The sequence below is a fragment of the Streptomyces sp. NPDC028368 genome (genome assembly GCF_055565615.1).
The window spans coordinates 42,449-57,883 of sequence record NZ_JBVHTY010000004.1 but is presented as its reverse complement, the minus strand read 5'-3'; the positions used below and the strand labels follow the sequence as shown (position 1 = coordinate 57,883).

Sequence of the window (15,435 nt, the reverse complement as noted above, 5' to 3'; positions counted from 1 at the left end):
GCCCCACCGCCCAGAGCGAGCAAGGGGCAGCTCGTCCCGACGGGGCCGACGGTCACGCCGCCATCGGTTCGAGTGCCGCGATTTCGGTGAGCGACAGGCTCATCTGCGCATGCAGAAAACGGACGATCGTCCAGTGCGGCAGCGCGCCCTCGTCGAATGGCCCGAACTCCTGGCAGTACAACGGGATCCAGCGCAGTGCCTCTTCGAGAGCCTGCTCCCGTCCCGGCTTCTGCTGGTAGTCCTCGTAGGCGATGCTGCGGTGCTCGATGAAGAACGTGCCCGGCAGCCGTTCCTCGCACAGCGTGCGGTATTCGCGGGTCTGCAGTATGAGGTAATGCCAGATCTCGTCGATGTCCTGCTCGACCGGCAGGAAGAGGCCGCTGAGCCGGTCGCGGTACCGGGAGACGAGATAGAGATAGCGCAGGCACTCGGTGACCTGGCGTGCCACGAACTCTCTTGGTGCATCGGTCCTTTCGACGAAATGCTCCACCACCTCGGAGTGCAGCGCATCGCCGAGCAGTGCCTTGAGGTCGTCGGCGGATATCCGCGGCTGACTGGTCATGCTTCTCCTGTCCGGGGGGAATGGCCCGTGTGGTTCAGGCGTCGTTGGCGAGCCAGGCGTATTTCCCTGACTTCCCGATGGGGATATGCGTACGGTGGTCGAGTCGGCAGCGCCGCCCGGTCAGCTCCTGGATGCCGTCTTCCAGCGCCGCGGCCTCGGCCGGTTCGATGGGTGCACCCGTGAACGTCGTATAGGCCAGCTGGGCTTCGCCGGTGCCCGGCAGCCGCAACTGGTGCACAAAGACATGCGATGACGCTTCGCTGACGCATCGGTCGAGATCGCCCTGGGCGATGGGACCGTGCGGCGAGGCGAGCAACTCCTTTTCCCGGCCGCAGAATTGGGAGATCCTGTCGAGGTCGGGCGTACCGTCCAGAGTGCGGACGCAGTCTCCCGAGCGGTACCGGATCAGCGGCATGTACGGATTGCGCACGCTGGACACGATGAGCTGGTAGATCGTGCTTCCGGTGGCAACCGGGACGAGTTCCACGCTCATCTTGTCGAGATGCGGATGGTACCGGCCGCGGCGGTCGCTGAAGAAGAGATAGCCGAGCTCGGTACTGCCGAACAGGTCGATGATCGGGCACGCGAAATGCTGTTCCAGGAAACGCCGGACGTTCACCGGGGTGTATTCGTAGGCGTGGATGACGCTGGCGGGCGGCGGGAACGCATCCCACAGCCCCCACTCGATCACCTTTCGCAGCAGATGCGCCAGGTGATAGCTGGAACAGTCGAGGTGATACCAGCCGTGCGGGTGCGCCTGTGCGGCCGTCCGGATCTCCGTGAGCATCCGCTCCACCTCGTCGCGCTCCCAGAGCGCCGGGTCGAGCCGCAGATTGAGATAGCAGGTACGCGCGTCGAGCCATCGGTCGTCCAGGGGCGGTACGGGATCCGCGTCCACACCGCGTTTCTTGGCATTCACCCGGGCGACGTGTTCCGTCGCCAGCACGGTGGTCAGCGAAACGCGTCGGCAGCCCGCTTCCCAGGTTTCGGCGATATCGGGGTGCTCGCGCCACAGCTGGTAGTAGGAATTCAGGAGGAAATACGGGGGCCGGATGATCTGCATACGGGCATGGTTGGTACCTGTGGACAGTACGAACTCGGCCTCGCCGGACTCCAGCGCGGCGGCCAGTCGGGGCGTCATCCAGTTGTCGGGAAAACCCCGGGCGATCTCCGGCTTGTCGAGAATCGGGAAGTGCCCGCGCTCCAGCGACTGGCGGTAGATCGGAATGTCACGGATCTGCTCGATGACCTCGGCGGTCGGCTGACCATCCATGGACCCCTCCTGTGTGCTCGGAAGGTGGGCGTGTGGGGTGGGGCGTTGCGCCCGGGAGCGGTCCGGCGGCGGGAGAACCTCCACCGGACCGCTCGCGTGCGCTCATCGGTCGGCCATCCGGCCGGTCAGCGGGTGACCGTCAGGAGATACAGCCGGTCTTCCGGGCCACGCTGATGCAGCCGGACTTGGGCGCGGCGCTGATGCAGCCGTCCTTCGCCGCCTGCTGCGCCGAGTTGGCGGCCAGCCAGCCCTGCCAGACGTCGTCCTGGGCCATCTTCTTGATGAGCAGTTCCATGTGGGACCTCCCGGAGCGTGTGGGGAATGCGGCGATGACCTGTACTGATGCCGCACCCCCCGAACGTAAAGGGATACCCAAATCCATGTCAATGAAAGGCAATGTCGCCGAGGCTCGGATCGCGCTCCGTGCGCCAAATTTGGCGCAACACCGACGAGATGATCGCGTCTGGGAACTAGCTGACGAGGGGTCAGATGGTGGCGTCCCTGCGCCCACTACGAAATCGGCAGCCATCACGCTCATGACCAGGCAACTCACCCACAAACCAGCTCGCGCAAGCCGCACCGCGGCCCGTAACTGCGGGTAAGTGATCAGTTTCACTGAGCATGGGACCCCGCTCGCAGTCCATGCCGGTCTCCCGACTGCCATCATCCCTACCGATGCGGAGTTCAGTCGACTCCGCACAGACCGAAACGACAGCGAAAACAGGGGTGTTGGCGTGAGATTAGCGTGGGCGCGGCGGGTCGTGCCAAGGCGGACGGGCACCGGCGCGGGTTCCGTTGCGAGCGGGCCGGGCGTGGCCCGTCGCTCGTTCGCGGCGAGGCGTTTCGCGGCGGCCGGCGCGGCCGCCGTGCTCCTCGGCCAGCTCCTCGGCGGGCACCCCGCCGCGGCGCAGACCAGCGTCTTGCCGGGATCCGCGTTCCCCCTCGTCCTCGACGTGGACTTGACGCCGAATCCGGTGTGCAGCGGAGCCGTGCACGGCCGGGTGGAGGTCTACGATCCCGCCGCGGCAAAGGCCGGGGCCACCGTGGAGTGGCGCGTGCGCGCCGGCCAGGAGCAGTTGGCCGGCGGGCGCCTCACCATGGCAGCCAACGTCGGCACGGCGGAGTTCAGCATCCCCTACAACCAGGTGCCCGCAGCCGAGACCGCCCTACAGGTCGACGCCCGCATCGCCGCCTCGCCCGGCGACCCGGCGCCGGGCCACTACGGCAAGGTCTGGCGGGACACGGTACGCCGGGGGTGCCACCCGGTGCGGGTGGCGTCCGTCGGTGACTCCGTGGTCTGGGGGCAGGGCCTGGACCACGACCAGAAGTTTCCCTATCTGACAGGTGAGTTGCTCGGCCGTAAGACCGGCCGGGGCGTCCAGCACTTCGACTACTCGATCTCCGGCGCGGTGCTCGATGCGCCCGAGCTGCCCGCGGGCAACAATGACGCGGCCTGTCTGCACACGACGGAGAAGCAGGACCCGGACGGCGACGGGGAGATGGAGTTCGGCGAGGTCACCCAGCAAATGCCGGACGTGTTCTGCCAATTGGAAAAGGCGGGCGCGCAGGCGCGGGCGGGCCGCTACGGTCTCGATCTGGTCGTGATCAACGGGTGCATCAACGACCTCGACCCCTTCTTCGGCATCGGCGTCGGCATCACCCCCGGCTCGAAGGACCTGCCCAAGGCAGTGAAGCGCGAGTGCTCCGGCATCGGCGCGGCAGCGGAGAACCCGGCCAAGGACGTGCCCTACTTCAGCGGCGCGAAGGTCGGATACGGCGGACGCGGGATGCAGGCGGCGATCGAGAAGGCCCATTCCCTGCCGGGGCGGCCGAAGGTGATCGTGGCCGACTTCTACTACGCGCTGAGCCGCAGCAGCTCTCCGATCCCGGTGAGGACCTGTTCGATCCCGGGAGTCGCCGGGGCACGGCTGACCTCCTGCAAGAGCGCCCTCGGCAGCGTGGCCGAACGCTACGAGCAGTACACCCAACTGGCCAATGCCGCCTACCATCAGGCGGCGGCCGCCGCCAACAAGGCTTCCACGGACGGTCCGTACGCGGCTGCGGCCGACGGACTGTTCACCGTGGACAATGCCCTTCTCACCCGGGACTCCAAGGTCTGGAACACGCCGGTGACCGACCCGGCGTTCCCGCTGCGCACGCGGGCCTGTCCCGAGCTGAGCGCAACGCCTCTGCAGTGCCTGAGCGCGGCGGTCGGTCACCCCGACATCGAGGGCGCCCGGCAGTACGCCGACGCCTTTCTCCTCAACCCGAGTGTCCGCAAGTGGTTCCACCTCCCCCGGCAGGGGCCCCGGGCGCAGCTGAACATCCCGGAGAACGCGCACGTCGGCAGTGAGGTGCCCATGTCGGTGACGGTGAACGGAAAGCCGCCCGCCGTCGGGTACCGCTACCACTGGTACTTCGGCGACGGTACGCAGCGGGAGACGAGCGAGGCGGCCGTCACCCATGCCTACGACCGTAAGGGTCCCTGGCTGTCACGGGTCGTGATGACCGGTCAGGATGGAGGAAAGGTCCTGGTCGAGGCTGCCCGAGCCATCACCACGGACTGAAGGCTCCGGCCGAGGGGGCGGCTCGCAGGAGCGGGCCGCCCCCTCGGCACGGCCGCGCCGACATCCTTATCCGCCGGCTTCGGTGATCGCTGCCGTGCCCGGTGCCCCGCCAGGCACCGTGATCAACGATCAGGGTCTCGACGCGCACCGCCAACCGTGCACAAGCTCGTCAGACGCGCACGGCCGAGTCTTTTCGCGCTACCTCAACCATGAGTTCCCGGAGCCTCTCGACGCACAGCCGCATGTTCTTGGACGCGATGCCGGTGTCTGGATAGCGGCTGGCGAACTGCAGACCCTCGTGGAGCCTGGTGACCCACGCGCACACCTGGTCGCCGTACGAAACCCGGATCAGCCCGTACGCCTTGAGGTCCTGCCACCGTTCCGACCCCGGGACGCCGCGCGCGTCGACGAACGAGACGATCGAGTACAGGTCCGGAGACGTGGGCCGGAAGTCGGAACCCAGCAGACGGAGCACGCGCGCGATGGGCATCCGTGACATTCGCCGGTTCTCCCGCAGCGCGGCGCGGACCCTCTTCAGTGCGCTGTCGAAATCCGGCGCCTGCGCCACGGGAATCTCGATCGGCGCGCCACCCACGTACCAGCCCACGGAACCCGACCACTGGGATTTCACCCTGGTGTGGAACGGCACCACGGTGCGGTACACCTCCTGCTCGCCGATCTCACGGACGATGAGGCTGACGGCCGCGAGGATGCCGACCAGGCTTCCGCCGTACGGACGGCAGTATTCCTCGAAGGCTTCCGCGTCCGTGTCGTCCACGAGCATCTCGTGCATGAACTTCTGGGTGGGCAGCGGCCCTTCGGGGGCCAGGCCGAGGTCGACGGGGAAGTTCGGCAGCTTCCCGCCGCATTGGGCGATGAACTCCCGCCAGCGGGCGACGATTTCGTGCCTGTCGTCGATCCGGTCGGCTTCCGTGCGTTCGGTTGCGCAGAAGTCGATATAGCTGGCGACCGGTGGCGCATCCACGGCACGGCCTTCGAGGCCGGCCGCGTAGAGCTCGTGGATCTCGGCGGTGATGCGGTGGATGGAGTACGCGTCGACGTTGCTGTGGTCGAACGCCATGTAGACGCTTGTGCCGTCATCCCTGACGACCGCGGTGAAAATGAAGTTCGGCCAGGTGAGCGCGTTCGCTGCGACGTCGAAGCGGTCCTGCAGGTACCGGGTCAGCGTCGCCGCGTCGGAAAAGGTGCCGATGTCTTCGCGGTGCAGCGCGACGGCATCGGCGTCCAGCGTGAAGCGTCGCATTTCGTCGCCGACCCAGCGGAAACCACTGCGCAGCGTCTCGTGTCGAAGTGTCCAGTCCCGTAGCGCGCCGTGGAGAACGTCAAGATCGACTTGTCCCGGGATATCGAATGCCGTGCCAAGCCAGGTCGGTACGAACAAGCCGTCTTGGCGTACCGATCGCGCAGTTCGGACGTGGGACTCCTGTACGTACGCGGGCGGGCGGGAATCATCCGGCGAACTCATCGCGGCCTCGACGCTGGTCCGATGCAGCGTCCATTCCACGACACGGCCGGGCCGGACATCGCAACCCTGGATGTCGGTCATTCGCACGGGGCTCTCCGTTCACATGCCCTCGGGAACAGGCATGGCAGGGAAGGTTCGGATAAATAACGAGCGCGAGGTTGTGGCCGCCAGCCGCGCCGTGGGGGCACCACCGCCACTGGACCGCCGTCGGTCCATGCCTGTGGGCATCGCTCATGGCACAGCTGGACCAACGATCGGATGATCGGAAAGAAACGCCCTGGATGGCCGCTGCGGCCGCGCGCACGCTGGGGGCCGGTCGCGCGCACGCTGGGGCCGCGTACGGTCCGATGCTGCGTCAAGCGGTCCGGCCACGGTGGGTGGGCACTTACTCGGTTGCGTCACCCTGACCCGACGGACGGCGAGGAATCCCCCTGCGCCGGCCTTCGAAGATCAGGATTGCCTGCGCTGACGAGACAACCCAGCGCCACCGGTTGCAGTCAAAACAGGTGCAGCACAGCACTCGACAACACAAAACGGAGGAAGTATCCCGTGAAGCCATCTCGCGTCAGCCACCGTGTCGCCGGTACCGTCGTCGCCGCCGTCATGCTCACCGCGGGCGCGGTTGCCATGGCCTCGCCGGCCGCCGCCAAGGCCAACTCCATCGCCCTGGGCAAGGTCGCCCTCGACACACGGCATGCGCCCGTCATCAAGGCCGATGTCACCTACTCCTGCGACCCTGGTTCCGACGTGCACGTGAAGGCCACCGTGACGAAGCCGGCCCAGGTGAACGGAGGGCACCCGTCCATAGCCACCGGCACCTTCCCCAACAGCAAGCTCGTCTGTGACGCGGACAAGCACGTCGCGCGGCTGACCCTGCGGCCGCAGCCGGGGTCCTCGTTCCACAAGGGGGATCACGTCAAGGCCGCGGCGAGCATCGTGACCCCGGCCGGCGACCACTACGCCGACGCGAAGGTGGCCGCCACGCTCTGACAGCAGCGACGCGGGGTACCGGTCCGGGCGCAGCATGGCGGGTAGCCCTCTGCCGCGCCTGGCGGCGGCAACCTCCCCTGTTCGGGCCCACGCCAACGTTCAGGACGCAGCGAAGTGCCCGGCCAGCGCGCGTAGTCCCGTCGCGAAGATTTCGTCCCGGAAGGACGTTGTCAGTTCGTCGGCCGCGGAGGGTTCGCAATCGAACACCGCCGACCAGCTGACGAACGCTTCGCCGGTGGAGGTGAGCGGCTGGACCCGCATGGTGGCCCGGTACGCGCGCATGGCGTATGGGGAGCGGGCGATGTCGTAGGTCAGCGATCTTTGATGGTCGTCAAGTGCGACGAGGGTTTCCACCACGGATTCACCGTCCGCCATGAGCAGGGTACGGACGCTGCCGACGCGGTCAGGTGCGTCTCCGTCACGCAGGACGCTACGCGCGACGGCAGGTTGCCAGTTGGCCAGGCCGCCGAAGTCGCGGAGGGTGCGCCACACTGCTGCGGCATCGGCTGGGATGACGGCACTGGCGAGCGTTTCAGGCATGAGTGGTCTCCTGGGTCGGAGCGGGACAGGGGTCGGTCGAGCGGTCGCGCCAGGCCTGGGCGCCGGACCCCGCACTGCTTCTGGCTTCTGCCGCGACCGCTGTTGTGCGGTCGGTGTTGTTGCTGCCGTTCACGCCGTCGAGGCTAGGAGCACCGCGGTGGACATGGGAGGGTGCACTGCGCCCACTCAGCGCTCCTGGCCTGCGTATGCCTACGTGAAGCCCCCGTCGGTGGGGGATCGTTCCGGCGCGCCTCGCCGACTCCTGACTCATCGTCCGACCGGCTGGAGGCCCTGTGCGCAAGTGCGGGCGACCGGAAGAGTGCCAGGTGAGGAGCGCCGGCCTGCTCGGGTGGGTGCATCACACCCATTCACTCGCCCGTTGTCCTGCCTAGCCTGGTCGGCATGGACGGTGACAACAAACTCGGTGACTATCTGCGTGCTCGCCGCGATACGACCATGCCGCGGGATGTCGGCTTCCCCGACGACGGCTCACGCCGGGTGCCCGGTTTGCGGCGGGACGAGGTGGCGCTGCTCGCCGGGGTGAGCACGGACTACTACATCCGGCTCGAACAGGGCCGCGAGCGGCATCCGTCCGAGCAGGTGCTCCAGGCGATCGCTCGTGCACTGCGGCTGGACGATGCCGCGACCGCCCACTTGTTCCGGCTGGGGCTGACCACTCCCTGGCCGTCGGTGGCGCCAACCACGGCAGTCGGCCCGGACCTGCTGCGGCTGATGGACAGCCTGCGCCATCTGCCCGCATTCGTGGTCGGCGCCTCCCAGGACGTCCTTGCCGCCAATGCGATGGCGCAGGAGCTGTACCGCGGCTTCGCCCGCTACGACAACCTGCTTCGGATGATCTTCCTGGATCCGTACGCCCGGAAGTTCTACGGAGACTGGGACAGGGCGGCGCGCATCGCGGTGAACAACCTTCGCGCGTCGTCGGCCCAGTTCCCGGATGACGAGCGCATCGAGCGTGTGGTCGGCGAACTCGGCGTCCACAGCCCTGCGTTCGCGACCTTGTGGGCACGCTACGAGGTCCGCCCGCGCACACACGAGGACAAGCACTTCCTGCATCCGCAGGTGGGTGAACTGCGCCTGCACTTCGAGGCGCTGGCTGTCACCAGCGCTCCTGGTCAGCACCTGTCCGTCTACAGCGCCGAACCCGGCAGCGCCAGCAGCGACGGCCTGATCCTGCTGCGCAGGCCGGCTGAGCAGAGCACCGCTTCAGAGGAAGGACATATCCACTCATGACCGATCCCGTCGCCCACGCTGCCGGTAGCTTCGAGATCGCCGGAAAGAAGGTCGCCCGCCTCGGCTTCGGCGCCATGCGGCTCACCGGGCTCGGCGTGTGGGGTGAACCCGACGACCGCGACGAGTGCATCCGCGTGGTCCGCCGCGCCGTCGAACTCGGCGTCCAGTTGATCGACACCGCCGACTCCTACGGACCATACGTCAGCGAGGAGATCATCCGGGAAGCCCTCCACCGCTACCCGGACGAGGTGCTCATCGGCCTGGACCACATCGACCTGTTCCAGCTGCACCGGGTCGACCCGGAAGTGCCGCTGGAGGACCAGGTCGGTGAACTGAAGAGCCTCCAGGACGAAGGCAAGATCGTCGCGATCGGCCTGTCCCAGGTGACCGTCGGCCAGATCGAGCAGGCACGGCGGATCGCCGACATCGCCACCGTCCAAAACCGCTACAACCTCACCGACCGCGGCTCCGCCGACGTTCTCGACCACTGCGCCCGGGAACGCATCGGCTTCATCCCCTGGGCGCCGGTGGGCGGCGGCCCAACTGCGCCTGAACGACCAGGAGATCGACGAACTCGCCCACGCCATATGAGAGCCGCCGCACGGTGACCCCGGATCCCTCTCTCCTTCTCGTTCGCCTTCTCCAGAACGGACTCGATTGATGCTTCTGCCGGCTGATGAGGCAGGCCAAGGACGGGCAGTGGTACTGCTCCACGCCCGGCCCACGGATCGGACCATGTGGCGCACGCACCTGCCGCTCCTCGCCCAAGCCGGTATCCGTGCGATCGCCCTGGACCTGCCCGGTCATGGCCAGGCGATCGTGCAGGACCAGCGCGTGGTGGCGCCATGGGCAGACGTCCTCGACACACTCGACCAGCTAGGGGTCGACCGCTTCGTGATGGCCGGGAACTCACTCGGCGCGCTGGTGGCCCTCCAGGTGGCAGTGACTGCGCCTGACCGGGTCGACGGCCTGTTCCTGGTGGGCTACCGGCCGCATGACCAAGCACCCTCCACCCGTCTCCAGACAGCTTGGGACAGGGAACGAACAGCGCTTGACGCCGGCGACATCGACGCAGCGGTACGGGCGGGGCTCGAAGCGTGGACCTCTGACGGCGCATCCGACGACGTAACAGCACACGCGGCCGACATGCTCCGCAACCAGTTGGAGTCACAGCTCGCCCACGGTGAGCCGCCCCGGGCCAGGGACCCGCTCAGCAAGGACCCGGCCGCGCTGCGCGCACTTTCCACCCCGGCCGTGGTGGGCGTCGGCGAGCACGACATGCCCGACTTCTTCCGCGGAGGTGCGGATCTGGCCCGGGAACTCGACGCGGACGACCTCGCGGTCATCCCCGCAGCAGGCCACCTCGCACCACTGGAGCAACCCGCGGCGTTCTGCGAACTGCTCGTGGACTTCGTGAACCGCCTCCCGAGACCAACACCCTCCGCATGAGAAATGCGCCGGGCCGCAACGCCCCCGGGGAAGATTCGCCTGCACACAGCTCTGACCGACCACACCCGCCTGGCCTGCATGCCGCCCCACCCCGCCCTCGCCCCTACGACGTCACGCTCCCCTGAGAGCTGTCGTCCCCCGCCCCGGACGGGGCCAGGACCGCCGCCGCCAAGTGGTCGCGGAACCAGCGGTGTCCTGGGTCGGTGGAGTTGCGGGGGTGCCAGGCCATTCCGAGGTCGAGGGGTGCCAGGTCGAGGGGGATGGGGAAAGTGCGCAGTCCCAGTGCAGCGGTGGTGCCGGGGAGCCAGTCGGACAGGGTGAGCGCAACGAGGTCCGTGTGCCGGGCGAGCATCATCGCGCTCGTATGGCTGGGTACGACGACCGCGATCCGGCGCCGCAGCCCACGTTCCGCGAGCGCGCTGTCGATGGGCCCGAGGCGCTTGCCGAGCCGGGAGATGCCGATGTGGTCGGCCGCGGCGAAACGGCGGGCGTCGATCCGTCCGTCGAAGAGGGGATGACCGCTGCGGGCGATGCCGACCAGAGGCAGCCGGGTGAGCTGTTGGGTTTGGATCTCCGGGTCCAGGTGTCCCAGGACGCCCAGTTCGACGTCCACCCAGCCCTGCCGCAGCGCGGGGCCGCCCTCTATCGCCTCCGGCAGGAAGACCACGTCCACGTGCGGGGCCTCCGTGTGGATCCGGTCGGTCAAGGTCCCGGCCAGCCCCACCAGGAGCAGGTCGGTGGCCTGCACGGTGAAGGTGCGCTGGAGGTGCACGGCATCGAAACCGGCTCCGGGCCGCAGGACGTTGTCGCAGCTGCGCAACAACGCGCTCACCTCTTCCCGGAGTTCCAGGGCTCGCGGGGTCGGGACCATGCCCTGGCCCGCGCGGACCAGCAGTGGGTCACCGACGGCGCGGCGGAGCCGGGCCAGGGTACGGCTGACTGCCGCGGGCGACGTGCCGAGTCGCTCCGCGGCGCGGGTCACACTGTGCTCCTGGAGTAGGGCGTCCAGGGCTCGCAGCAGGTTGAGATCCATTGAGTGATGCTCCTGACCTGCACTTTTACGCCTGAGTCAATGATTGGATGCCAATCTTTGCATTGTCGCGGAACCCTCTCGTGCGGAGAGTGGAGATGTCCGCGAAAACGCTCAGCGTGACATCCCGTTCACCCCGTTCAAGGAGCCCTCTGTGCAGCACTCCCCCCGCGCCGGCCGAGAAGGCGATGTCCTGGCCGTGGTCAGTCAGAGCGGACCGACGGTCTCGTTCTTCGACGCCGCCTCCGACCGGCACATCGATACGCTCGAACTCCCCGCCGAACCACACGAGTTGTGCTTCGACCCGACGCAGCGACTGCTGTGGTGCACCACGACGTATCACTCGGGCTACTACCACGCGAACAGCGGCCGACGCACCGAGCTGACCGTCATCGACCCTGACACCCGCCGCATCGTCGAGGTCGTCGACCTCGCCCCGGAACACGGGCCGCACGGGCTGGCACTGGACACGGCGCGCCGTCGCCTCTACGTCAGCGTGGAGAGCTCGGCGGATCGGCCCGGCGGTGTCGTGGTGATCGACACGGAGACCCGTCGACCCCTGGGCAGGATCGACACGGACGCGCCCGGCCCGCACTGGTTCGCCATCGATCCGGCGGGAAGGACGGGCTACGCCACCAACAAGGAGGCGCCGTTCGTGTCGGTCGTCGACCTCGAACGGGGAACCCTCACCGCGAAGGTCGAGGTGCCGGGCAGCGAGGGACTCGCCGTCTCCGCCGACGGCACGCGGGCCTTCGTCGCCTCGCCCTACTACGGTGGTTCCTTCTCCGGCGCCGCCGAGGAGCGGCCGGCCATGGGAATCCGGGTCATCGACGCCCGGACGGCCTCCGTCGTCGACACCTTGCCCACGGAGAACGTCGTCTTGCCGGTACACCTGACGTCGACGGGAATGCTGCTCGCGGGCGAAGTGCTTATGGAACCCGACCCGGTGTCCCGGCTCGGACGCCACGCGCCGGGCCGCCTCAGGGTGTTCTCCGCCGAGACCCACAAGCAGCTGGGCGAGCTCGAGGTAGGGCTCTGCCCGCTGACCATCACCTCGTCGCCCGATGGCCGGATCGCCTACGTGGCCTGCGTCGCCTCGTCCACCGTCGACATCGTCGACCTGGAGACGCTGCAGGGCCTGGCCCGGCTGGACATCGCCAAGCTCGGCGAACCCGGCGCCCACGGCCTGGCCTACATCCCACGCCCGGCCTGACCCCCGAGAGGACGACGCGCCATGCCCTCAGCCGGTGGTCGCGCGGCGAGGGCCCGGTTGGTCAACGCCGTGTGCCCCGGCTACGGGCCGGTGCGGGAGGCATGGTCGCGGAATCGAGGGCAGCGCCTCTCCTCCCCGGCTCCGCGGTCGGTCGGCACACCGGGGAACTCAGTCCGTCGGCATGGTGTCCGGCAGACCCAGCGCTGCGGCCACGAGGCGCCAGATGGACGTGAGCGCCGTGCTCAGGGTGACCGTCGGATCGCGCAGCATGAGGCGGATGCCGTAGCCGTCGCTCAGGGACAGGACGAGCGTGCTGAGGTCGTCCACGTCGGTCGGTGTGAACTCACCCGACGCAATGCCGCGCCGTACCGCTTCGGCCACCCAGGCGTGCAGTTGCGCGTACAGGTCCACGGCGAAGACGCGGGTGGTCTCGTCGCGCAGCGCCCGGACCCACAGTTCCTGCCACAGCCGCCAGTCCTGGTGCAGTTGGGGATCGGTCGGCAGCAGGTTGCGCAGGATGCGGGCCAGGATGACCGCCGCCGGCGCCGTCCCCGCGTCGCGTTCGACGTCCAGGGCGGTGTTGGCGAAGGAGTGGGTCATCGCCTCGGTGAACAGCTTCTCGCGCGTGTCGAAGTGGTAGTGCAGCAGCGCCGTCGACACACCGGCCCGCTCGGCGACCATGCGCATCCGGATCTTCTCGAAGCCGATGTCGGCGATGGCTTCGCACGCCGCGGTAAGGATGCGCTCGCGCGTGTCTGCCGTGCGCGCCTTGGTGGACACCCTGCGGCTCCCCTCGTTCGGTGGGCGGATGCCATGACCATCTTCCCTCACCGCTGACTCGCCGGTGTCACCCGCTCGCGCTCCGGCTGGCTGTCGTACGCATGGAAGCCCCGCCCGGACTTCCGCCCCAGCAGGCCGGCCTCCACCATCCGGGACAACAGAGGCGGCGGCGAGTACTGGGGTTCGCGGAACTCGGCGTACAGCGACTCGGCGATGGCCCGTGTGGTGTCCAGCCCGATCAGGTCCGTCAGGGCCAGCGGACCGAGCGGGTGGGCGCAGCCGAGGACCATGCCGCGGTCGACGTCCTCGACGGTCGCGCTGCCCGACTCCACCATGCGGATGGCGGCCAGGAGGTAGGGGACGAGCAGCGCGTTCACGACGAACCCGGCCTTGTCCCGGGTCCGGACCACCTCCTTGCCGAGAGTGCCGGTCACGAAGCTCTCGGCCCGTGCCGCGGTGGTGGGCGAGGTGAGCAGCGACGGGACGAGTTCGACGAGTCGCAGGACCGGTACGGGGTTGAAGAAGTGCACGCCGACGACGCGGTCGGGGCGGGTGGTCGCGGCGGCGAGCCGGATGACCGGGATGGAGGAGGTGTTGGTCGCGAGGAGGGTGCGGTCGCCGGTGACCACGGAGTCGAGGCGGGCGAAGACGTCGAGTTTCAGGCCCTCGTCCTCCGCGACGGCCTCGATCACCAGGCCGTGGTCGTGCAGTGCCTCGATCTGGTCGACCACGGTGATCAGGGCCGAGGCGGCCGCGCGCCGCTCGGCGCTGAGCTTGCCGTGTGCGGCGGCGCGGTCGAGGGAGCGGGTGATGCGCAGCAGGCCCGCGCGGGCCGCCTCCGCGTCGCGCTCCACGACCGTTACCGGCACGTCGGCGCGTGCGCAGACCTCGGCGATCCCGGCGCCCATGAGGCCGCAGCCGACGACCCCTACACGCTCGATGTCGGTCACGTCGGTCACATCGGTCACATCAGCGATATCGGTGATATCGGTCATCCGTCTTCGTCTCCGATCTGTGGCGGTCGTCCGGTACCCGGTTGATGCCGGCTACGGCCGGCCGCGGCCGGGGCGCGTGACGGCCCCGGCCGCCGGGCGTCATGCGACGGGCAGGTCCAGGACGCCCGAGCCGCGCCTGATGAGCTCGTTGGCGATGATCAGACGCTGGATCTCGGAGGTGCCCTCCCAGATCCGGTCCACGCGCAGCTCGCGGTAGAGCCGTTCGACGGCGTACGAACGGTCGTAGCCGCGGCCGCCATGGATCTGCAGGCACCGGTCGATCACCCGGCCCGAGGCCTCGCTGGCCGAGAGCTTGGCGATGGCCGCCTTGGCGTGCAGGGTCTTGCGGTCCTCGGCCGAGGCCTGGTCGATCTCCCACGCGACTTGATGGGTGTAGGCCCGGTTGACGGCGATGTCGACTGCCGAGTCCGCGAGCATTCCCTGGATCAGCTGGTACGAGGCGATCGGTGCGCCGAACTGCTCCCGCTCCACGGCCCAGTCACGGGACAGCTCCAGTGCCCGTTCGGCCGCCCCGGTGGTGCGTGCCGCGATCATCAGCCGCTCCTCGGTGAACCAGGAGCGGGTGATGTCGTACCCCTCGCCGATGCCGCCGAGCACGGCGTCCTCGCCGACCTGGACGTCGGTGAAGGTGAACTCGGGGTGCTCGTAGACGAAGGTGTGCATGAAACGCGGTACGCGCGTCATCTCGATGCCGGGGGTGTCCTTGTCGACGAGGAAGAGGGTCGGTGCGCGGTCCGGCCCGGCGGCGGCGAGCACGATCATGAAGTCGGCGTGGTCACCGACGGTCACGAACCACTTCTCACCGTTGAGCACCCAACCCTGGTCGTTCTTCGTCGCGGTGGTGGCCAGGTTCTGCGGATCCGAACCCGCGCCGGGCTCGGTGACCGCGTAGCAGTCGCGCCGCTCGCCCTTGATCACCGGGATGAGGAAGCGCTCCCGCTGCTCGGGGGTGCAGAACCGCAGGGCGTTGGCGGGCCGCCACACCATGTCCCACAGGGCGCCGGTGAGCCGCCCCAGTTCCTCCTGCACGGTGACCTGCTCGGCGATGGTGAGTCCGGCGCCGCCCCATTCGGCGGGCATGTTGACGGCCTGCAGCCCCGCGTCCAGGACCGCGTCGCGGATCTTGGCGTGCGCACTCGCGGGCAGGCCGTTGTCCTCCTCGCACGGGAGCTCGTAGGCGGCGATGAAGTCGGTGAGGGCGCGCGCGTCGGCCTTGAGCTGTACCTGGCGCGGGGTGAGACGGAAGTCCATGGAAGTCCTCGCTGTGCGGGTGAGGGG

Annotated in this window: 15 protein-coding genes and 1 pseudogene; 6 read left to right on the top strand and 10 right to left on the bottom strand. The window is 68.6% G+C overall.

The genetic code is table 11. The features are described from left to right. Window positions 1-52 precede the first annotated feature (52 nt). The 3 genes from ACZ4S3_RS10545 to ACZ4S3_RS10535 form a co-directional block, all read right to left on the bottom strand. A complete protein-coding gene (locus ACZ4S3_RS10545) occupies window positions 53-562 on the bottom strand; it encodes a glycine-rich domain-containing protein (RefSeq protein WP_467929966.1) in 510 nt (169 codons plus the stop codon). Between the two features lie 34 nt (window positions 563-596). Next, window positions 597-1,835 carry a hypothetical protein gene (locus ACZ4S3_RS10540; RefSeq protein WP_467929962.1) on the bottom strand — a complete coding sequence of 413 codons (1,239 nt, stop codon included), beginning with the start codon at window positions 1,833-1,835 and terminating at the stop codon, window positions 597-599. A 139-nt stretch (window positions 1,836-1,974) separates the two neighbouring features. Further along, window positions 1,975-2,130: a hypothetical protein gene (locus ACZ4S3_RS10535; RefSeq protein ID WP_467929959.1), complete on the bottom strand. Its 156-nt coding sequence runs from the start codon at window positions 2,128-2,130 to the stop codon at window positions 1,975-1,977. A 517-nt stretch (window positions 2,131-2,647) separates the two neighbouring features. Here ACZ4S3_RS10535 and ACZ4S3_RS10530 point away from each other — a divergent pair. After that, window positions 2,648-4,402: a PKD domain-containing protein gene (locus ACZ4S3_RS10530; protein WP_467929955.1), complete on the top strand. Its 1,755-nt coding sequence runs from the start codon at window positions 2,648-2,650 to the stop codon at window positions 4,400-4,402. 169 nt (window positions 4,403-4,571) lie between these two features. Here ACZ4S3_RS10530 and ACZ4S3_RS10525 read toward each other — a convergent pair whose 3' ends face one another. Continuing rightward, complete coding sequence (locus tag ACZ4S3_RS10525) at window positions 4,572-5,969, bottom strand: condensation domain-containing protein (protein WP_467929950.1); 1,398 nt, start codon at window positions 5,967-5,969, stop codon at window positions 4,572-4,574. A gap of 468 nt (window positions 5,970-6,437) precedes the next feature. On the opposite strand from ACZ4S3_RS10525, the gene ACZ4S3_RS10520 reads away from it, so the two are divergent. Next, on the top strand, window positions 6,438-6,878 hold the full coding sequence (locus ACZ4S3_RS10520) for a hypothetical protein (protein ID WP_467929948.1): 441 nt from the start codon (window positions 6,438-6,440) through the stop codon (window positions 6,876-6,878). A gap of 99 nt (window positions 6,879-6,977) precedes the next feature. Here the strand turns inward: ACZ4S3_RS10520 and ACZ4S3_RS10515 are convergent, their stop codons facing one another. Both ACZ4S3_RS10515 and ACZ4S3_RS10510 read right to left on the bottom strand, forming a co-directional pair. Beyond that, complete coding sequence (locus ACZ4S3_RS10515; protein WP_467929943.1) at window positions 6,978-7,418, bottom strand: SRPBCC family protein; 441 nt, start codon at window positions 7,416-7,418, stop codon at window positions 6,978-6,980. After that, the gene (locus ACZ4S3_RS10510) at window positions 7,411-7,551 is read right to left on the bottom strand and encodes a hypothetical protein (protein WP_467929941.1); all 141 of its coding nucleotides are present in this window, start codon (window positions 7,549-7,551) and stop codon (window positions 7,411-7,413) included. Before ACZ4S3_RS10510 ends, ACZ4S3_RS10515 begins: the two co-directional genes overlap by 8 nt. 269 nt (window positions 7,552-7,820) lie before the next feature. Between ACZ4S3_RS10510 and ACZ4S3_RS10505 the strand changes: the two genes are divergently transcribed. The 3 genes and pseudogenes from ACZ4S3_RS10505 (at window position 7,821) to ACZ4S3_RS10495 (ending at window position 10,118) form a co-directional block, all read left to right on the top strand. Further along, window positions 7,821-8,669, top strand: a complete 849-nt coding sequence (locus ACZ4S3_RS10505) for a helix-turn-helix transcriptional regulator (RefSeq protein WP_467929936.1) — start codon at window positions 7,821-7,823, stop codon at window positions 8,667-8,669. Further along, window positions 8,666-9,238, top strand: a pseudogene (locus ACZ4S3_RS10500) (aldo/keto reductase); the annotation flags it as partial. The gene ACZ4S3_RS10505 and the pseudogene ACZ4S3_RS10500, both read left to right, overlap by 4 nt. Window positions 9,239-9,329: 91 nt before the next feature. Beyond that, window positions 9,330-10,118, top strand: coding sequence for an alpha/beta fold hydrolase (locus ACZ4S3_RS10495; RefSeq protein ID WP_467929931.1), 789 nt, complete (start codon window positions 9,330-9,332; stop codon window positions 10,116-10,118). Between the two features lie 103 nt (window positions 10,119-10,221). On the opposite strand, the gene ACZ4S3_RS10490 is transcribed toward ACZ4S3_RS10495, so the two are convergent. After that, window positions 10,222-11,151, bottom strand: coding sequence for a LysR family transcriptional regulator (locus ACZ4S3_RS10490; RefSeq protein ID WP_467929926.1), 930 nt, complete (start codon window positions 11,149-11,151; stop codon window positions 10,222-10,224). Between the two features lie 151 nt (window positions 11,152-11,302). Between ACZ4S3_RS10490 and ACZ4S3_RS10485 the strand changes: the two genes are divergently transcribed. Beyond that, a complete protein-coding gene (locus tag ACZ4S3_RS10485) occupies window positions 11,303-12,361 on the top strand; it encodes a YncE family protein (protein ID WP_467929921.1) in 1,059 nt (352 codons plus the stop codon). Window positions 12,362-12,529: 168 nt separating this feature from the next. Here the strand turns inward: ACZ4S3_RS10485 and ACZ4S3_RS10480 are convergent, their stop codons facing one another. From ACZ4S3_RS10480 to ACZ4S3_RS10470, 3 genes are all read right to left on the bottom strand, one after another. Continuing rightward, complete coding sequence (locus ACZ4S3_RS10480; protein WP_467929917.1) at window positions 12,530-13,141, bottom strand: TetR/AcrR family transcriptional regulator; 612 nt, start codon at window positions 13,139-13,141, stop codon at window positions 12,530-12,532. Window positions 13,142-13,188: 47 nt separating this feature from the next. After that, window positions 13,189-14,136: a 3-hydroxybutyryl-CoA dehydrogenase gene (locus ACZ4S3_RS10475; RefSeq protein ID WP_467929912.1), complete on the bottom strand. Its 948-nt coding sequence runs from the start codon at window positions 14,134-14,136 to the stop codon at window positions 13,189-13,191. Window positions 14,137-14,235: 99 nt separating this feature from the next. Then, the gene (locus tag ACZ4S3_RS10470; RefSeq protein ID WP_467929908.1) at window positions 14,236-15,408 is read right to left on the bottom strand and encodes an acyl-CoA dehydrogenase family protein; all 1,173 of its coding nucleotides are present in this window, start codon (window positions 15,406-15,408) and stop codon (window positions 14,236-14,238) included. Window positions 15,409-15,435 lie beyond the last annotated feature (27 nt).